Raw genomic sequence first — 19,156 nt, 5'->3', positions numbered from 1 at the left:
TAAATCATCATCTCTGAAAAAACAATGTTATACAAGCTAATAACCCAGGGATCATTGCCAATCAATCCCATCAATCACATAAGAAATTGAAGACAAGGGAAACATGTGCAAATAGCGCTTGGTAATCCCACCGCTCTTCTCATGTCCGACCGTCTGTTGCAGATGTAGGATGTTTGATACCCAACCAGCCATTGCCGCAGAACAGACCGAGTGACGGATGGAATGCAACAATCGCCGTTGCCCATAGTCATCAAGATATGGAATACCAAGCTGATCACGCAGATCCGCAAACACTTTGCCGATCTTTGTCATGTTCGTACCTGCCACTTCTGAGAATATCCGCTCTTTCCACTGGCGATCAACGTACTCCATGAAACCCCATTCGATTAACTTCGGGTGGATGACTACCTGCCTTGTAGCGTTCTCAGTTTTCCCCTGCCCTCCTTCGGCAATCAAGAAATAGTAACGCTGACTATCTTCGTCGAATTTGATTTGTGACTTCTCCAACTTTCCTATCTCGCCTCTTCTTGCCCCCGTGTATGCCAGTAACAACGTGATCCATTTTTGCCAGCTATCGGGCTGCTTAAGCGCCCACCCTACAAATTTTTTCATCTCTGCTGTGCTGTAAGCACCGAATCTCGCTTTTGAAGGTGCAGCCACTACGCCATCAGTTGGCGACTTAGACAAAATGTCTTTGCTTTCTGTGAGGAAGGTTTTGAAGAGTGATTTATACAGCTTGAGATGCTTATGGATGGCCTCAACGCCTACCAGTTGATCCGGTGGAACATCATCACACTCAATCAGTTGCTGGATGGTCATTGAGCGGTAAGGCTGAACAACGCGCTTAGGGAGATTTTCAACCACTTCCATCACCTGCTTAATGTCCTGCTTGGTGATCGCCGCTACATCAGTCTCCCCTCTCAAAACAGTTAGCAACACTTCCATGTAGCGCTCATTCGCCATTGAGATCGATTTCGTCCAGTTTCTCCCCTTTTCGGCTTTGTACATAGCCCACGCATCCGAGAGGGTTAGCACTTTTCCCGGTTCGGCTGGCGGTTGAGATTCCACGATTTCAACAGGAGTAGCTATCTGCTGGTGGGGCAAAAGTGGATTTCTCGCAGCCTTACGTTCTGACGTAATCAGATTAGACACAAATGATTCGAACAAGAGGATCGGCGTAGCTAATGATTTAACAAAAGGAATATGCGGAGTAACACCAATCATCAAAGCAGATGCCTCACGATAGCTGTCAGTGAGGAGGGATTTCTTATATATCCTGCCATTGGAAAGCCGGATTTGCAGGTAGTAGTTGCCGTTTCGCTGAAACGTGTATGGAAGAGTTTTGTACCCCATGAATACACCCTTTTTGTACCTCAAGTGCATTACGCACCGACAAAAAGAGAGTCAATCTCATGATAAGCAGGCCGAATTTAGGCCCCCTACGCTGGCATTATCCAGATCAGGTGGTACGGGTATTTCTCAGCCTTCACCAGAAGGGCACCCCGAGTCGTTGAAACACAAATATGATATTCAGGTTTCGGCAACAGGATACTGCCTGCGATTAACGATGTAAATTGGTGCGGAACAGGCTTTGGCGGTGAAACCGCTGGGTCACGGTTGCCGGATTTCTGCACTTTCATTTACACTTTTTACGAAATGACTGGAGTAATCACAAAATAGTGCTTGTCAGATGTCCTGTTAGCCAGGAATCATACAGGGCTAATTTTGATGACCCGAACAGGTAGAGAGGATGGGTATGAAGAAGAAAATGTTGCTGGGTGCACTACTGCTCGCAAGCAGTGCGGTCTGGGCCGCGCCGGCTGCAACCGCAGCTCCCACAGGTATTGATAAATATGAGTTGAGCAGTTTCATTGCCGACTTTACCCATTTCAAGCCCGGTGACAAGGTTCCACCACTGTATCTCACCGAAGAATACACCATTAAGCAGTGGAATCTGCGCAACCTGCCCGCACCAACGGCAGGCACCCACTGGACCTATATGGGCGGCGCGTATGTGCTGGTCAACGATGCCGATGCTAAGATCATTAAAGCCTACGACGGCGAGATTTTTTATCACCGGTAAAAAAAACGCACCCAGTATGTTATTGGGTGCGTAAGCTTCATGCCGAACTTCTCTTTTTAGTTGTAATCTACAACGACTTTTACCCGACTCATTGTCTCCCCAGCGGTGACTTTGCCTGCATACGTTCTGGTACGAGCATAGATATTAATCGGCACTATATTCCCTGTCACAGCATCAGATTGATACAGGTTACTCCTGCCATACCCAATACTGGTCGAACCATTCATTGATAACTGAAATCCTACCGACCCTGCGCTATTTGCCGCTGTACCGTAGTCATTGGTCAGGGTCATCGAATCCTCCGCCAACGGACTCATCGGTTCAAAGTAAAATAACAGATTATCAGGTGTAAATTTTAGGCTCCCGGCACCACTGGCCTGGCAGGTGAATTTTACCGGATGAAGTTCAAATGCTTTCTTATCCAGATCATTAATATTTATCACCCCCAGATCAATTTCCTGATTACCAAAATAGCAGGTTGTGATATCGACCATAATCGTGACATTTAGATTATAATTGAATTTTTTAAAACTACAGTTTTTCTCATTTCCCTGACAGTACTCAAGATTCAGCTCAGTAACGAGGGGGATCGTTGCACCAGGGGCGATAATCGTTGCCGCCCCAGGGTCTGATGCCTCAACAATGGAATAATTCAGTGCTAATCCTGCCATATTAAAAAAATCTGATAACGTATATTCTGCTTTATTTGCAACAGTACCTTTTTCCTCGTAACTAACGGAGAAAGAAACAATATAATATTTACTGCCGACCTTAAAAGCATATTTATTGCTATGCAGGAAGGCCATTGCCGCCTTCAACCATACTTGTTCCTGTGCACTACATTTCAGTACAGCAGCACCATCCAGGCCAGAAGCAAAAATACCACCAGTAAGCGTACCGGACATTGCATCGGGAGTGAAAGAATATGCGCCCATAATATTTTCTGAGGGAACAGAATTACATTTATCTGCCTGCGCCGCAAACGAGCAGAATGTTAATAGTGTTAAGAGTAACCATCTCATCATCATTATCCTTTTACTGGCAAGCGTATGTCTTACTTACATCAATTCCCTTACTGAAAGAGATTGTGCAGTAACGTCCTTGTTGTTTATCAATGGCAACTTTGATTTTTGCAGGTACATCATTGGTACGAATAAACAACATACTGCCCTGCCCAACCAGGCCAATATTTTCGCCCTGCTCGCTTTCCACTTCATAACCAAAGGTTAATGGGGAACCATCCGGACGCAGTGCTTTAAAATACCAGGGTTTGCGTTGGTCTGTATCAAAGCGTGCCTTGACCACAGCTCCGCGGTATGGCGCAACACTTTTACGGTTACCTTGTAACTCCGTTTCACTGTGCGAATTAGACACATCCAGGGTCAGCATATTCTCGCGATACGGTGTCATGCCGTCATATACCACGGTGCCTTTGCTGTTTGTTACCCGATATTTTTGTCCATTGATATATGCGCCTTCAAGTCCAGGGGCCTCCACTATCGCAATAGTATCCGAGAGTGTATTTGCCAGATTAATCCCTCCAGACCACGCCACAATCCCGCCAGACAGGCTTCCGCTGCTCTGTTTATATTTTGACGATTGGCTATAACTCCCATTGACCGTTGCCACTGGTGCTCGCCATGTCAGATTTGCTCCGGCCGTTGTCTCGCTATCCTGGCGCTGGTGACTCAGGTTGACGCCATAATTGAATTGATCGCGATCGCCCGCTATACCAGTGATACCCGTATTATTTGACGCAAAACCATCATCATCAAACGTGGTCGAATTTGATAGATACATTTGTCGCCGTGGAGCAGATATACCATCTCCCCAATTAAACGGTATGGAAATAAAGATGTTGAAACGTTTATCTTCATTATGATCTTCATCATAAGTCTGGCTGGCCGACAGTGTATAGCTAATACGCTGCCAGCTATTGGTATAGCTCAACTGATAGTCTTTACTGTTACCGCTACGTCCCCAGTAATCTCGCCATAACGTGCTTAGCGATACGGATCCCCAGCCATCCGGTAGCGATTGATTAATATTGGCTGAGAAACTATTTTTGCGGCCAAAATCATACTGGTAATAATCAGCAATATCGTAGACATCATTTTCATCACGATGATACGAGTTTTTATTATTCGCCCAAACGTGATCGTTAAATGTACGATAATCACGGGACGAATAACGATATGCCGCTAAACCAAAACGTGTTCCGGTTTGCGTGAGAAATTTACTCCATGCAAGCTGGTAGCTCTGACCATCAAAGACATCGCCATTATCCTGTTTACTATGGGACTGGGTCGCATCGAATGAAACCGCGCCGATGCGCGTATTCCAGCCGGTTCCCAGCGTAAAGGCGTTGTAGTTATCCCCTAGCATTGTGCCGCCATACAGCGTTAAAAGATTATTAAAACCATATTGATAGCTGGCCTGAACAAAGTCACTTTGGTTACTGGCGCCTTCAATATGGCTACGACCGGCAGCAAAATCATACTTTGATACTCCGGGCTGAAGCATATTGGGAACCGAAGAATAGGGAACCAGATAGGTTGTGACACTGCCATCCGCTTCTTTCACGCTAACGTCAAGGTCAGCACCGCCACCAGCCAGTTGCAAATCAGCAATGGAGAATGGCCCCGGCGGGACCTGTTTTTGATACACCACGAAACCATTTTGCTCGATAGTGACCAACGCGTTACTTTGCGCAATCCCCTGCACCAACGGCGTAAAATTCTGTTTGGAGTTTGGCAACATCTGCATATCACGGTACAGACGCACTCCGCGAAAGCGAACGGTGTCAAAAATATCTGATGATGTGTACATATCACCCGCCCGTAGCGTACCCAAAATCTCCGGGATCCCACGCTCCAGATACAGAGTATTACTTTTCCACTCACCACTACTGTCATCCGTTTTATTGTAACTGGCATCAGAGTGCAGTTGCCAACCCAGCAAATTTAACCCGCTGTTAAAGCGAACGAAGGTATTCTTACTGGTACCGGAGTTTTTATAATCGCTATAATATTGGCTCGCATAATAGGATGTATACAACGCGCTAATTCCGCGATCCCAGTTTTCTGGCTCAACGTAACCGTGTTCCAGTTCGTTGACAAAAGCCTGTGGTACGTTGAGATCAAGACGAAATCGACTCATATCAAATGTTGACGTCCCGCCCTGCAATGCCGCTTTTAGCGGGACACACTGCGCATCTTTATCAGCGTTAATCCCTTCAGACTTAATACCCAAACGGTGAACGAGATCCCAGCTTAAGCAGGTCTCATCAGGTTCATCCTTCACATTCAGCTCATACTTACCACGCCATTGATTGTTTAGATAAAGATCTAAATCATAGGTACCAGGTAACGGTTTTTCACCGTCGAAACTGAAGTTGCTAATTTTTTCTCCCTTCAATCCACCCATCATAAAATGGGTATCAAAGGTTTCCTCTTCAGCAAATAACTGACCTGAAAACAGCAACAAAAAGATCGCAGAAGCAAGTGGAGTTATCCTTAACATAGCCACACCTCATATTATTTAACGCTGACCGTATCGCTAACGTAATTCCCACGATCATCAATAATGGTGACAACATATTGACTGCTACCATTGTTTCTCAACTGGAGTATCTGGCTGGACAACGGTGGCAATAAAATTGTTTTACCATTTAGTTGTACTTTATTTGCCTCAATTTTTGGCACTGTAATCCAGTTAGCCGTAGCGTTTTGTAAATTTAAACCACGACTATTGCGAGAAAAGGTTAATTTTTTAATACTGTTTTGCGTAACAGCCTCAACGCCTTTTGGCCGATACAGCATTTTCAACCTGTTTTGCATGGCAAATTTAAGTGTGTTTTTCCCATCTTGATCTTTTGCATTAGGTGGGATATCCAACACATTAAAATAAAAAATACTTTCTTTATTATCTGGTAACGCATTAGCCATTTTCTTTATTTTTATTTGCTGACCTGAATTGCCTTTAACACGAACAACGGGTGGTGAAAGCAAAAAGGGTACGTTAATCTTCTCAGGTGGTAATGACGTATCGCCATCATCAATCCAGCTTTGCACCAGAGATGGTCTACTACTCTGGTTCATTAACTGAACGACAATTTCTTTTTTCTCCGCCGGATAAATAACACGGGTGCCATAAATCACAATATCAGCGTGTGCTGGGAGCGTCAGCGCTATCAGGGCTGCAAGTAAAATCCGTTTCATAATACACTACCTTAGTGATAGCGCTATATTGCCGGCGACGCCCGGCAATATAGCCATTGAGAATTAATCTGTTTCGACAGTAAATTTAATAGTGGATTTTACATCACCTGCTTTAACAACCTGAGCCAGACGGGCCCATTGCGCATCAAATTTCAACGTGTATTTAACGCCGTTAGCGCCATTATCCACACCTTTCAACTGGCTAACATCTACAATTTTATCTTTTGAATCAATATTTACTGTGGTCGAGTCACTGTTATGAAAATCAACAGAGAAACCAACGCCAGTGGCATCGCCATTATCATCTTGTAACAATGTTGGGTATGTACCAGAAAAATTTGTCGGGTCAAAAATAATGGTTTTTAACGCAACAGAAGATGGACAGATAATTTCAATTAAATCAGTGTCATTATTCCATTTAGTAGGATTGACTTCACCAACATCAATCTTATAGACGTCGGAAGTTGATATCGTATTCATGTCGATAATTGCAGAACTTCCGCTTTCTGAACTGAAATGACATGAAGAACCTTGTACAGTTGCTTTAATAATCAACTGCCCATCTTCAGTGATAACGTTACCGTCTGCTGCATGCACTACTCCGACGAATAAGAATGGAACCAATGCCGAAAAAACAATCGATCTTTTCATATGTCATTCCTTATGATTTTTGAAAAACATCCATTTAACAATCTCGAAATCAAAGTGTCACGAGAGTAACTTTGACGCAATGTGAAATAATATTTTATTTGATTTAACGCAAATTTCATTAGGCATTATTTATGCCATTAGATAATACTAATTTATAAATTCACAATAATAATAAATAACGGAAATTAAATATAATAAAAAAAGAATAAAAAAACAGCAGCATTACAGTGAGTAAAGCTGCTGTTTAAAGAAGTAAATTTTGTCGTGGTTAATCGTAGGTATTGAGTACGATTTGTCGTTTTGTATCACCCGGCAACATAACACGTTGGGTACTGACCCCCAGGTAGTTTGGCCTTTCACTTCCTGCCGTAACCCGCGATCCGGTATCCTGACAATCATTTCGGGGTTTTTCGCCAGACATGTCCACACGGCATGTAGGCTCGACAACATGTGCAACGATTGTTAATTTTCCGTCAAGTGAATCGGAAGCAAATGCCTGCAAACTCATTCCATAAGCCAGTGTGATAATTCCCAAGAATAAACTAATTTTCATGTGTTCATTATTCCTGTAAGGGGTCAGAAACAGCATGCAAGCTGCTTGTCCGTTGAATTATGAGATAACTTCCCTGCTAAAACCAATTGAAATTGTAGATTGATGAGATTGGTATGATCAATTTGAATGATGCATTAAGAGGAATTATTCGGAAAAGAACACGAATTATAGTGGCATGATGAATAATATTGGGCAGTTTGTTCACTCAATATATTCACCGTATCAATATATCATTAATACGGTGAATACGTACAACACCTTTCGCATCAGAAAAAATTACACCGCGCGGAAAGCAATTTCCCCAGGAATAACCTCTCCCTGCCAGTAGAGCTGGGCGGCGACACGACCGGCCAGATCGCGGTAAATCGCGGTGAATTCACTGTCAGGACGACTGATAACCGTCGGCATACCGCGGTCGAGATCTTCACGCAAGGAAATATGCAGCGGCATCTGTCCCAGCAGTTGGGTGTGATATTGCTCAGCCAGCTTTTGTGCGCCACCCGTGCCGAAAATCGGTTCATGATGACCGCAGTTGCTGCAAATATGCATGCTCATATTTTCAACAATGCCCAGCACCGGTACTTCCACTTTTTCGAACATCACGATGCCTTTTTTCGCATCGATAAGCGCAATGTCCTGCGGCGTGGTGACCACGACCGCGCCCGTTACCGGAATGTTCTGCGCCAGCGTCAGCTGAATGTCACCGGTGCCCGGCGGCATATCCAAAACCAGGTAATCAAGATCCGGCCATAAGGTTTCTTGCAGCATTTGTAACAACGCTTTGCTGGCCATTGGACCACGCCACACCATCGCATTGTCGTCAGTTACCAGATACCCAATGGAATTGGTTGCCAGGCCATGAGACATAATCGGCGCCATATGGGTGCCATCTGGCGAGGTTGGACGCTGATTTTCCGCACCGAGCATGGTCGGAATGGACGGACCATAAATGTCGGCGTCCAGAATGCCTACTTTCGCCCCTTCGGCTGCCAGCGCCAGAGCCAGGTTCACCGCAGTAGAGGATTTACCCACACCACCTTTGCCGGAACTCACGGCAATGATGTTTTTCACACCATTAATACCCGGCTGGTTTTTCACACGCTTCAGCGTCGCAATGTTATGCGACAGCTTCCAGTCAATGGCTTTAGCACCGGTAATACGCAGTAAATCGGCACTGCATTGCTCTTTTAATGCTTCAAACGCGCTGTGCCATACGAATGGCATGACCAGCTCAACGTGCAACGTGTCGTCCATCCAGGCGACATGATGCAACGCTTTCAGCGTCGTCAGATTATGCTTCAGGGTTGAATGCTGAAAATTCGCCAGCGTCCCAGCGACCATGGCGCGCAGGGTTTCTGGTGATTTGGCCTGGGATTGTGCGTTCATCCCGACTCCTTTTTGTTGTTCTGAAAGTACAATAGTCACCAGGTAGTTTACTCCAACCGCAACAATTATTCATTTACGGATAAATGCCCTTATCGCTTGGCGCAGTAATTACCATTTTGGTACTATCAAAGCCCTTTTCACTACAAAAGAAGTAATTGCCCACTATGACTCAAGTCGCGAAGAAAATTCTGGTAACGTGCGCGCTGCCGTACGCCAACGGCTCAATCCACCTCGGCCATATGCTGGAGCACATCCAGGCTGATGTCTGGGTCCGTTACCAGCGAATGCGCGGCCACCAGGTTAACTTCATCTGCGCGGACGACGCACACGGTACGCCAATCATGCTGAAAGCACAGCAGCTTGGGATCACACCAGAGCAGATGATCGGTGAAATGAGTCAGGAGCATCAGACTGATTTTGCGGGTTTCGACATCAGCTATGACAACTATCACTCAACACACAGCGAAGAGAACCGTGAACTGTCTGAACTGATTTACACGCGCCTGAAGGAAAACGGTTTTATTAAGAACCGCACCATCTCCCAGCTTTACGATCCGGAAAAAGGCATGTTCCTGCCGGATCGTTTTGTCAAAGGCACCTGCCCGAAATGTAAGTCTCCGGACCAGTACGGCGATAACTGTGAAGTGTGCGGCGCAACCTACAGCCCGACCGAACTTATCGAGCCGAAATCCGTTGTTTCCGGTGCGACACCGGTAATGCGTGACTCCGAGCACTTCTTCTTCGATCTGCCGTCGTTCAGCGAAATGCTGCAGGCGTGGACGCGCAGCGGCGCATTGCAGGAGCAGGTTGCCAACAAAATGCAGGAGTGGTTTGAATCCGGCCTGCAGCAGTGGGATATTTCCCGCGATTCACCGTACTTCGGTTTTGAAATTCCGAATGCGCCGGGTAAGTATTTTTATGTCTGGCTGGATGCGCCAATTGGTTATATGGGTTCTTTCAAAAACCTGTGTGACAAACGTGGCGACACCGCCAGCTTTGATGAGTACTGGAAGAAAGACTCCGATGCTGAGCTGTATCACTTCATCGGTAAAGATATCGTCTACTTCCACAGCCTGTTCTGGCCTGCCATGCTGGAAGGCAGCAACTTCCGCAAACCGACTAACCTGTTCGTTCACGGGTATGTCACAGTAAACGGCGCGAAGATGTCCAAGTCTCGCGGTACCTTCATTAAAGCCAGCACCTGGCTGAAACACTTTGATGCCGACAGCCTGCGTTACTACTACACCGCGAAACTCTCTTCGCGCATTGATGATATCGACCTGAACCTGGAAGATTTTGTTCAGCGTGTTAACGCCGATATCGTCAACAAAGTAGTGAACCTGGCTTCCCGTAACGCAGGATTTATTGCGAAACGCTTTGACGGCATTCTTGCCGCCGAACTGGCCGATCCGGCACTGTACAAAACCTTTACCGACGCAGCTGCAGTCATCGGCGAAGCGTGGGAAAGCCGCGAATTCGGTAAAGCAATCCGCGAAATTATGGCGCTGGCCGACGTAGCGAATCGCTATGTTGACGAACAGGCACCATGGGTTGTGGCTAAACAGGAAGGCCGTGACGCCGACCTGCAGGCAATTTGCTCCATGGGTATTAACCTGTTCCGCGTCCTGATGACGTACCTGAAACCGGTACTGCCGACGCTGGCTGAACGTGTTGAGGCATTCCTGAACAGTGACCTGTCCTGGGATGCCATTGAGCAACCGCTGCTCGGTCACAAGGTCAACACCTTTAAGGCGCTCTACAACCGTATCGACATGAAACAGGTTGAAGCGCTGGTGGAAGCGTCCAAAGAAGAAGTGAAAGCCGCAGCCGCTCCGGTGACCGGCCCGTTAGCGGATGACCCTATCCAGGACACCATCACCTTTGACGATTTCGCCAAAGTTGATCTGCGCGTGGCGCTGATTGAAAACGCCGAGTTCGTGGAAGGTTCCGACAAACTGCTGCGTCTGACGTTGGATCTCGGTGGTGAGAAACGTAACGTCTTCTCCGGTATTCGCTCTGCCTACCCGGACCCGCAAGCCCTGATTGGCCGCCAGACTATTATGGTGGCGAACCTGGCTCCGCGTAAGATGCGTTTCGGTATCTCTGAAGGGATGGTAATGGCAGCAGGCCCTGGCGGAAAAGATATCTTCCTGTTAAGCCCGGATGACGGTGCTAAACCTGGTCAGCAGGTGAAATAACAATAAAGCCGGAGATAATCTCCGGCTTTTTTTTGCTTTTTTTCCGGCTGGCGGCTTCGCCTTACCCGGCCTTCAAATCCCGTAGGCCCTGCAAACGCAGCGCCACTGGACAAAAATCACGACTTCGCGTTATGCACTCGTGCAGTTAAACCACGCAAGAAATAGCGCAAGAATTGATCGCCACATTCGCGATAGTTCTTATGATCCGGTGCACGCATCATCGCGGTGATTTCCGGCATTGATACGCGAAATTTCTGTTCGGTCATGATGGCCAGAATATCATCAGTTTTCAGTGAAAACGCAATACGCAGTTTTTTCAGTACCGTATTGTTGTTAACACGACGTTCAATCGCCAGTTCCGGCGCAGAATCATCTTTGCCACGCAGATGGTAGATAAGACCGTTCAGGAAACCGGAGAGGATGATATCCGGGCAGCGAACAAAGCCGTCTTCATCTTCTTTTGTCATCCAGGTGTCAAAACCTGCCGAGGTGGCTTCCATCTCAGCAAGCGCAAGAATGCGCACCATGTCGTTATTGTTCGCTTTCAGGGTGTAGCGCAGGCTACGAAGAATATCGTTACTTAGCATAGAGCCTTCAACTGTCGGTGATGCAATGGCGCGCAGTGTACCAGTTTTACAGGCCAATCGCCTCTTTTAGACTTTTGAGGTAACGACGGCTCACCGGGACAGTCAGTCCGTTACGCAAAATCAGCTCAGCCTGGCCATTATCTTCCAGACGGATTTCCTGCAAATGGGCCATGTTGACCAGGTATTGTCGGTGGCAGCGCAGCAGCGGAGTACGGCTCTCCAGTGTTCTAAGCGTCAGCTCGGTGAATCCTTCTTTGCCATCACTACTGGTCACATAAACACCACTCATACGACTGCTGACAAACGCCACATCATCCATTTGCAGCAGATAGATTCGGCTATGACCACTACAGGGAATGAACTTAAGCGCCTGCTGATGTTCCGGCAGTAACGACACATCCTGCTTCGTGCGCTCCTGACGTAAACGGATCAGCGTTTTCTCCAGCCGCGTTTCTTCAATCGGCTTAAGCAGATAATCAAAGGCATGCTCTTCAAAGGCTTTCACGGCATATTCATCAAAAGCGGTGAGAAAAACGATATATGGGCGATGCTCGGGGTCAAGCATACCCACCATTTCCAATCCGCTAATACGCGGCATCTGAATATCGAGGAACAGCACATCCGGGCGTAGTTTATGTACTGCACCAATGGCCTCTACCGCATTCGAACACTCTCCGACTATCTCGATGTCGCTTTGCTCCTGTAACAGGATCCGCAGATTCTCCCGCGCTAACGGTTCATCATCGACAATCAGCACTTTGATCATGCCAGTTCCTCCAGGGGAAGTCGTAAAGTAATTCGGGTAAAGAGGTCAGGCTCACAGGCTACGCTGATACCAAAATCATCGCCAAACCGTTCCCGCAGGCGTTTGTCCACCAGACTCATTCCAAGCCCACTGGACTCCGTCGTGGGCTGATACAGCCCGGCATTATCTTCAATATCCAGCATCAGATACTGCCCTTCCTGACGAGCAGTGATAGAGACTTCTCCGGTATCAAGTAGCTGGGAAGTGCCATGCTTAATCGCATTCTCGACTATCGGTTGCAGAGTAAACGCAGGCAATTGCTGATGCGAAAGCGCTTCCGGGACCGTTAAGGTCACCTGCAGGCGGGACTGGAATCGTGCCTTTTCAATTTGTAGATAGGCATTTACGTGTTCTATTTCATCAGCCAGCGTCACAATTTCCGACGGGCGTTTTAAATTCTTACGAAAGAAAGTCGAGAGATATTGCACCAATTGGCTGGCCTGTTCGCTGTCACGACGGATCACGGCTTTGATCGTATTCAACGCGTTAAACAGAAAATGGGGATTAACCTGAGCGTGCAGAAGTTTGATTTCTGACTGCGTCAGCATCGCTTTTTGTCGCTCGTATTGGCCGGCCAGGATTTGCGCGGAAAGCAACTGGGCGATCCCTTCCCCCAGCGTGCGGTTAATTGAGCTAAAGAGACGGTTTTTGGCTTCATACAGTTTAATCGTCCCCATCACCCGCTGGTTTTCACCACGCAACGGGATCACCAGCGTCGACCCTAATTTGCATTGCGGATGCAGTGAACAGCGATAAGGCACTTCGTTACCGTCGGCATACACGACTTCTCCGGTTTCAATCGCCCGTTGGGTGTATGAAGAGGATATGGGCTTGCCTGGCAGGTGATGGTCATCACCAATGCCAGTAAAGGCCAGCAACTTCTCGCGGTCAGTAATCGCCACCGCACCGATATCCAACTCTTCATACAGCACCTGAGCAACCTTCATGCTGTTAACCTCATTAAATCCCTGTCGCAGAATCCCCTCCGTAGAGGCGGCAACTTTTAGCGCAGTGGCAGAAAACGCCGAGGTGTATTTTTCAAACATCGCACGTTTGTCGAGCAGAATACGCATAAACAACGCAGCACCAACGGTATTGGTCACCATCATCGGTGCGGCAATGTTACTGACCAGGTGCAATGCATTCTCAAAGGGACGCGCAATCAGCAAAATGATGAGCATCTGCACCAGTTCGGCAACAAAGGTAATCGCGCCAGCCGTCAGCGGACTAAACACTTTATCAGTACGGCCCCGTCGAGTAAGTACACTGTGTACCAGCCCTCCAAGCAGGCCTTCCACTATGGTCGAAATCATGCAACTGAGTGCCGTCATGCCCCCCATCGAATAGCGATGAAGACCGCCGGTCAGGCCAACCAGTCCCCCAACAACAGGCCCGCCAAGTAGCCCGCCCATCACCGCGCCGATGGCACGGGTGTTTGCAATGGAGTCTTCAATATGCAGCCCAAAGTAGGTGCCCATAATGCAAAAGATGGAGAAGGTGACGTAACACAGAAGTTTGTGCGGCAGTCGGATAGTGACCTGCATCAGCGGGATAAACAGGCGCGTCTTGCTCATTAACCACGCGATAACGAGAAACACGCACATCTGCTGAAGCAGCAGCAACACCAGATTAAACTCGTACATACCCGCCAACCACACATTTCTTAAAAGCGCGTAACATACATGGGCTACGCGTAACTTTCTTTGAACTGTTGCAAAAAAACAGGAATTTGTGAGAACGATCACTCGAAAGCGCGAGTATGGCGACAATCTCACCCATCTTCTGATCAAAAAACAGACAAAACTACCTGGTTCGCAAAAGAGCGTCTAAAGTAAAACTGGGACCTCGCGAGCAAGAGTGAGACAACGATGGCGCTTTACACGATAGGTGAAGTGGCTTTGCTTTGTGATATCAACCCTGTCACTTTACGTGCATGGCAGAGGCGTTACGGATTACTAAAACCTCAGCGTACAGACGGGGGGCATCGCCTGTTTAACGATGCGGACATTGACAGGATCCGTGAGATAAAACGCTGGATAAATAATGGCGTTCAGGTCAGTAAAGTTAAAATGTTACTCAGCAATGAGAACATTGATGTGCATAACGGCTGGCGTGAACAACAAGAAACGCTATTGAGCTATTTGCAAAGTAACAATTTGCACAGCCTCAGGCTGTGGATCAAAGAGCGTGGTCAGGATTACCCTGCGCAAACGCTCAATACGCATTTGTTCATTCCCTTGCGCCGACGTCTGCAATGCCAACAGCCCATTCTTCAGGCGCTATTGGGGATCCTTGACGGTGTGCTCATCAATTATATTGCGATTTGCCTTGCCTCGGCGCGTAAAAAACAAGGTAAAGATGCCCTGGTGGTCGGCTGGAATATCCACGATACCACCCGCTTATGGCTGGAAGGTTGGGTCGCCAGCCAGCAAGGATGGCGTGTTGATGTACTGGCCCACTCGCTCAATCAGCTACGGCCTGAGCTGTTTGAAGGGCGCACCCTACTCGTCTGGTGTGGTGAGAACCAAACCCCTGCACAACACCAACAACTGGAAGAGTGGCGCGCGTTAGGTCACGATATTTATCCACTCGGTATTTAATATTTTATTAACAAACGTGTACAATCCTTATATTCACATAAGGAGTACAAAATGAGCGCAGCTAAAATCGGTGTTATAACCCTCTTCCTGCTGATGGCTATCGGTGGTATCGGCGGCGTAATGCTGGCAGGTTATACTTTTATTTTACGTGCCGGGTAAGGTAGTACGCTAATCGCTCAAACCCGCGATCGATAATGACTGCGGCCAATGCGACCAGCAGCGCCCCCTGGATCACATAGGCGGTATTAAACCCGCTTAACCCAATGATAATCGGTGTTCCCAGCGTATTCGCACCAACGGTAGAAGCTATCGTTGCGGTGCCAATATTAATAATCACTGACGTGCGAATCCCGGCCAGAATAACCGGTGCCGCGAGCGGAAGTTCGACTTTACGTAGCCGCTGCCCATGACTCATGCCCATCCCGCTGGCAATATCTATTACGCTGGCAGAGATCCCTCCCAGCCCTGCCAGCGTTGCCTGTAAGATCGGTAATACCCCATACAGGATCAGCGCGATAATCGCAGGCTCCGGGCCAAACCCCATCACCGGCACGGCGATCGCCAGCACCGCGACCGGCGGAAAAGTTTGTCCCACTGCTGCAATTGTTTCGACCAAAGGTCTGAACTCTACTCCCCATGAGCGGGTTACCGCTACACCTGCCCCAACCCCAATAATGACAGCAATCAGGCTTGAAATACCCACCAGCGTGAAATGCGCCAACGCCAGCGCCGTAAAGCTCTCTTGCTGATAAACAGGACGCGGCAATTGGGGAAACAACGCGCTGAACAGTGCCTGGCTGTGGGGCAATCCCACCAGCAACACCAGGAACAGCGCAATGAGCCACAGCAGAGGATCAAGCAGATGTTTCACAGTGCGGTGCCTCCGAAAGCAGATCGTGAAAATGCAGCGTACCGCGGGCCGCACCCTGAGCATTAACTACCGGCAACACATCACAGCCCCGGGCGACAAAAACAGATAGCGCATCACGTAACGTCATCTCGTCCACCAACGGCTCACCAGCCAACTGTTCACCACGGCGGGTAAAATCCCCCACCGTGCGCAGTGACAGCAGTCTTACACCCAGTTCACTGTGGCCAAAAAAGGTCTGCACGAAATCATTAGCAGGCGCAGTCAACATCGACAGCGGCGTGCCTTGCTGTACCACCTTGCCCGCATCCATTAACACCAGGTGCTCCGCCAGTCTCAGCGCTTCATCAATATCATGCGTCACCAACACGATGGTTCGACCCAACAGACGATGGATACGGGTCATCTCCTGCTGTAGCGCACTGCGTGTTACCGGGTCCAGCGCGCCAAAAGGTTCGTCCATCAGCAGTACCTGAGGGTCAGCCGCCAGCGCACGAGCCACACCGACTCGCTGCTGTTGACCACCGGAAAGCTGATGCGGATAACGGTGACGCAAATCCGCTTCCAGCCCCAGTAACGCCATCAGTTCTTCTGTTCGGTCATCAATACGCGCACGTGACCACTTTTGCAGCTGTGGTACGGTGGCAATGTTCTGGGCGACAGTCCAGTGTGGAAACAAACCAATCGACTGGATGGCATAGCCCATGCGTCGTCTTAATTCCAGCACCGGCAGGCTACGGATCTCTTCCCCGGCAAAACGGATCTGACCACTGTCATGCTCGACCAGCCGGTTGATCATTTTCAGCGTGGTGGACTTCCCCGAACCGGAGGTCCCGATTAATACCGAAAAGCTCCCTTCGCCTAAATGCAGATTGAGATCGCTCACGGCCTGTTGCTGGTTATAGGTTTTATTGACATGGCTAAATTCAATCATCGTTTGTCACCTTCAGCAGCGCTAAGCCTAAATCAAACAGCGCATCAATCAGCACTGCCAGTACCACCACCGGAATCACGCCCAGTAGCACTAAATCAACGGCGCTACTGAGCAGTCCCTGAAAGACCAGCGCGCCAAACCCGCCTGCACCAATCAATGCGGCAATGACCGCCATCCCCACCGTCTGAACCATCATCACCCGCAAACTGCGCAGGAAAATGGGTAGCGCTAACGGAAGTTGCACCGAAATAAAACGCTGACGCGCACTCATCCCCATAGCACGCGCACTTTCCAGCACATCACGCGGAACCTGATTCAGCCCGGCCACCACGCCACGAACCAATGGCAATAATGCATACAGCACCAGCGCAATCAGTGCGGGCGTCAGCCCCGTTCCCGCTACACCGAGCGAGCTAAGCCACGGGAAATGCTTAACCAGTCCGGCAAGCGGCGCTATCAACAAGCCAAACAATGCGACGGAGGGGATCGTCTGGATGATATTCAGCACGGCAAATATTGGCCCCTGACGCGCAGCAGAAAAGGTGCACCATATACCCAGCGGCACGCCAATACACAGCGCAGGCACCACAGTACCGAACAGAATAGTCAGGTGCTGCGCCAGAGCATCATCAAAGACATCCTGGCGGTTGGCATATTCTTTGAGCAAAGAAAGATCGTTAAGGGTACCGGACAGCAGCAGCACCACTGGCACAATGACAATTTGCGCATGCAGTACCCAGCGCCACAGCGGCTGAGCGGTGATACGCCGAATGGCGTCACTGCCAGCCAGCAACAGCACCCCTACCCCAAGCCAGAAACCGCTCCCCAGGCTGGTTCTGGCGACAGCAGTTCCCGTCTGAGCCAGATGCGTTGCCGTTTTCCCGGCCATAAACAACGCCGCAATCACCAGTAACTGGACAACAACCAGCGTCAATACATTGCCGGATTTACCGGGTATGAAGCATAGAACCACGAGCAGTAAAAATGTCGCCGCCAGTCCCCACACCATGTGGGGCCAGACCTCCCAGAGTTGGCGACCTTCACCGGAAACCAGACGATTAGGGGCATAGCTGATGAAAGGAAGCGCGGCTGCGGCCGCGGTCAGAACCACCAGCAGCAACAGCACCCAATTAACTGATATCTTTGACACAACACTCACCTGCTGCAAATCCGTTACTTCACCCATCCTTTTTGCTTCAGGTAATCTGCAGCGACTTTTTTCGCATCCAGCCCCTCAACGGCGATACTGGCGTTGAGCTGCTGCAGCGTTTTTTCATCCAGACTGGCAAAGACCGGCTGTAGCCATTCCCCCATTTGCGGGTACGCCTTGAGTACCACGTCACGCACGACGGGCGCAGGTGCGTAAATGGGCTGAACCCCTTTGGGATCGCTTAATGTTTGCAGCCCCAGCGCAGCAACAGGGCCATCGGTTCCGTAAGCCATTGCGGCATTAACGCCGGAGGTCTGCTGCGCCGCAGCTTTAATCGTCACCGCAGTATCGCCCCCTGCCAGCGACAACAATTGGTTCTGATTGAGCTTGAAGTCATACGCTTTTTCAAAGGCGGGCAGCGCGTCTGCACGTTCAATAAACTCGGCGGAAGCCGCCAGTTTGAACGTTCCCCCCTCTTTCAGGTAGCGGCCTAAATCCGCAAGAGAGACAAGTTTGTTTTTTTCAGCGATATCCTGACGTACTGCAATAGTCCAGGTATTGTTGGCTGGCGCAGGCGTAAGCCAGATCAGTTTATTTTGCTCAGCGTCCAGTTTTTTCACTTTCTCGAAACCTGCCTGCGCATTTTTCCACGCGGGGTCGTTTTCATCTTTAAAAAAGAACGCGCCATTGCCGGTATATTCCGGATAAATATCCAGCTCACCGGAAGTGATGGCCCCACGCACCACGGGCGTCGTGCCCAGTTGAACTTTATTGACCGTTTTCACGCCGTGGCTTTCAAGCACCTGCAAAATAATATTGCCGAGCAGCGCCCCTTCGGTATCAATTTTTGACCCCACAGTGACGGGTGACGCGGCCTGTAAAGGCAAGCTTATCGTGGCCAGCAACGCCAGCGAACCCACCCATACCTTTGAGATTATCATGCTGCTCTCCTCATCCTTTTGCTGCCCTTTTCAGAGACTTGAGGAAAAAGCATAGTTGAAAAATCCAGTCTTAACCTGGCTATTGGGGGGTAACACTGAGAGTTATTAGCGGTACGGCGAGCACAAAATAATAAAATCCGGTAAACCCAACGTGAATTTACCGGATGATACGATTTCGCA

Annotated in this window: 18 protein-coding genes and 1 riboswitch; of the genes, 4 read left to right on the top strand and 14 right to left on the bottom strand. The window is 48.8% G+C overall.

Annotated features, from left to right (window positions below; translation table 11 throughout):
• Positions 1–51 precede the first annotated feature (51 nt).
• Positions 52–1,353 (bottom strand): tyrosine-type recombinase/integrase, encoded by a 1,302-nt coding sequence (locus QMN38_RS05770; RefSeq protein WP_180836860.1) that lies wholly within the window; start codon positions 1,351–1,353, stop codon positions 52–54.
• 68 nt (positions 1,354–1,421) lie between these two features.
• A riboswitch (TPP riboswitch) is annotated at positions 1,422–1,515 on the bottom strand.
• Between the two features lie 235 nt (positions 1,516–1,750).
• Here QMN38_RS05770 and QMN38_RS05765 point away from each other — a divergent pair.
• Entirely contained in the window at positions 1,751–2,083 is a 333-nt protein-coding gene (locus QMN38_RS05765) for an RcnB family protein (protein WP_137382311.1), read from the top strand.
• Positions 2,084–2,139: 56 nt separating this feature from the next.
• Here the strand turns inward: QMN38_RS05765 and QMN38_RS05760 are convergent, their stop codons facing one another.
• The 6 genes from QMN38_RS05760 to apbC form a co-directional block, all read right to left on the bottom strand.
• Positions 2,140–3,105 carry a fimbrial protein gene (locus tag QMN38_RS05760; protein WP_271457479.1) on the bottom strand — a complete coding sequence of 322 codons (966 nt, stop codon included), beginning with the start codon at positions 3,103–3,105 and terminating at the stop codon, positions 2,140–2,142.
• A 13-nt stretch (positions 3,106–3,118) separates the two neighbouring features.
• Positions 3,119–5,605, bottom strand: coding sequence for a fimbrial biogenesis outer membrane usher protein (locus QMN38_RS05755; protein ID WP_323604686.1), 2,487 nt, complete (start codon positions 5,603–5,605; stop codon positions 3,119–3,121).
• A 14-nt stretch (positions 5,606–5,619) separates the two neighbouring features.
• Positions 5,620–6,303: a fimbria/pilus periplasmic chaperone gene (locus QMN38_RS05750; protein ID WP_271455815.1), complete on the bottom strand. Its 684-nt coding sequence runs from the start codon at positions 6,301–6,303 to the stop codon at positions 5,620–5,622.
• 63 nt (positions 6,304–6,366) lie between these two features.
• Positions 6,367–6,954 (bottom strand): fimbrial protein, encoded by a 588-nt coding sequence (locus QMN38_RS05745; protein WP_323604685.1) that lies wholly within the window; start codon positions 6,952–6,954, stop codon positions 6,367–6,369.
• 268 nt (positions 6,955–7,222) lie between these two features.
• On the bottom strand, positions 7,223–7,507 hold the full coding sequence (locus tag QMN38_RS05740) for a DUF2574 family protein (protein ID WP_271455266.1): 285 nt from the start codon (positions 7,505–7,507) through the stop codon (positions 7,223–7,225).
• A 276-nt stretch (positions 7,508–7,783) separates the two neighbouring features.
• Positions 7,784–8,893, bottom strand: a complete 1,110-nt coding sequence (apbC, locus tag QMN38_RS05735) for an iron-sulfur cluster carrier protein ApbC (RefSeq protein ID WP_040230634.1) — start codon at positions 8,891–8,893, stop codon at positions 7,784–7,786.
• A 164-nt stretch (positions 8,894–9,057) separates the two neighbouring features.
• Here apbC and metG point away from each other — a divergent pair, with 164 nt between their 5' ends.
• Positions 9,058–11,091 (top strand): methionine--tRNA ligase, encoded by a 2,034-nt coding sequence (metG, locus tag QMN38_RS05730; RefSeq protein ID WP_323604684.1) that lies wholly within the window; start codon positions 9,058–9,060, stop codon positions 11,089–11,091.
• Positions 11,092–11,207: 116 nt separating this feature from the next.
• Here the strand turns inward: metG and QMN38_RS05725 are convergent, their stop codons facing one another.
• The 3 genes from QMN38_RS05725 to QMN38_RS05715 are packed head-to-tail and all read right to left on the bottom strand — an operon-like array spanning position 11,208 to position 14,126.
• On the bottom strand, positions 11,208–11,678 hold the full coding sequence (locus QMN38_RS05725; protein WP_323604683.1) for a YehS family protein: 471 nt from the start codon (positions 11,676–11,678) through the stop codon (positions 11,208–11,210).
• A gap of 46 nt (positions 11,679–11,724) precedes the next feature.
• Positions 11,725–12,444, bottom strand: coding sequence for a two-component system response regulator BtsR (btsR, locus tag QMN38_RS05720; protein ID WP_005129174.1), 720 nt, complete (start codon positions 12,442–12,444; stop codon positions 11,725–11,727).
• The gene (locus QMN38_RS05715) at positions 12,441–14,126 is read right to left on the bottom strand and encodes a sensor histidine kinase (RefSeq protein WP_286629167.1); all 1,686 of its coding nucleotides are present in this window, start codon (positions 14,124–14,126) and stop codon (positions 12,441–12,443) included. The genes btsR and QMN38_RS05715 overlap by 4 nt, the downstream gene beginning before the upstream one ends.
• A 225-nt stretch (positions 14,127–14,351) precedes the next feature.
• Here QMN38_RS05715 and mlrA point away from each other — a divergent pair, with 225 nt between their 5' ends.
• Positions 14,352–15,083 carry an HTH-type transcriptional regulator MlrA gene (mlrA, locus tag QMN38_RS05710; protein ID WP_271440051.1) on the top strand — a complete coding sequence of 244 codons (732 nt, stop codon included), beginning with the start codon at positions 14,352–14,354 and terminating at the stop codon, positions 15,081–15,083.
• 51 nt (positions 15,084–15,134) lie between these two features.
• Entirely contained in the window at positions 15,135–15,242 is a 108-nt protein-coding gene (locus tag QMN38_RS05705; protein WP_003027354.1) for a protein YohO, read from the top strand.
• On the opposite strand, the gene QMN38_RS05700 is transcribed toward QMN38_RS05705, so the two are convergent.
• Genes QMN38_RS05700 through osmF form a run of 4 tightly spaced genes read right to left on the bottom strand, consistent with a single transcriptional unit; the run spans position 15,223 to position 18,976 of the window.
• Positions 15,223–15,954 carry an ABC transporter permease gene (locus QMN38_RS05700; protein ID WP_271440052.1) on the bottom strand — a complete coding sequence of 244 codons (732 nt, stop codon included), beginning with the start codon at positions 15,952–15,954 and terminating at the stop codon, positions 15,223–15,225. The two genes, QMN38_RS05705 and QMN38_RS05700, sit on opposite strands and share 20 nt — an antisense overlap.
• Positions 15,938–16,885 carry an ABC transporter ATP-binding protein gene (locus QMN38_RS05695; RefSeq protein WP_271449631.1) on the bottom strand — a complete coding sequence of 316 codons (948 nt, stop codon included), beginning with the start codon at positions 16,883–16,885 and terminating at the stop codon, positions 15,938–15,940. The genes QMN38_RS05700 and QMN38_RS05695 overlap by 17 nt, the downstream gene beginning before the upstream one ends.
• On the bottom strand, positions 16,878–18,071 hold the full coding sequence (locus tag QMN38_RS05690; protein WP_271455269.1) for an ABC transporter permease: 1,194 nt from the start codon (positions 18,069–18,071) through the stop codon (positions 16,878–16,880). Before QMN38_RS05690 ends, QMN38_RS05695 begins: the two co-directional genes overlap by 8 nt.
• Positions 18,059–18,976, bottom strand: a complete 918-nt coding sequence (gene osmF, locus QMN38_RS05685) for a glycine betaine ABC transporter substrate-binding protein OsmF (RefSeq protein WP_323604682.1) — start codon at positions 18,974–18,976, stop codon at positions 18,059–18,061. The genes QMN38_RS05690 and osmF overlap by 13 nt, the downstream gene beginning before the upstream one ends.
• Positions 18,977–19,156 lie beyond the last annotated feature (180 nt).

The sequence above is a fragment of the Citrobacter sp. R-1.5.2 genome (assembly GCF_035064245.1).
Lineage (GTDB): Bacteria > Pseudomonadota > Gammaproteobacteria > Enterobacterales > Enterobacteriaceae > Citrobacter.
The sequence above is the reverse complement of the archived record's forward strand: the minus strand, read 5'-3'. Positions and strand labels throughout refer to the sequence as shown.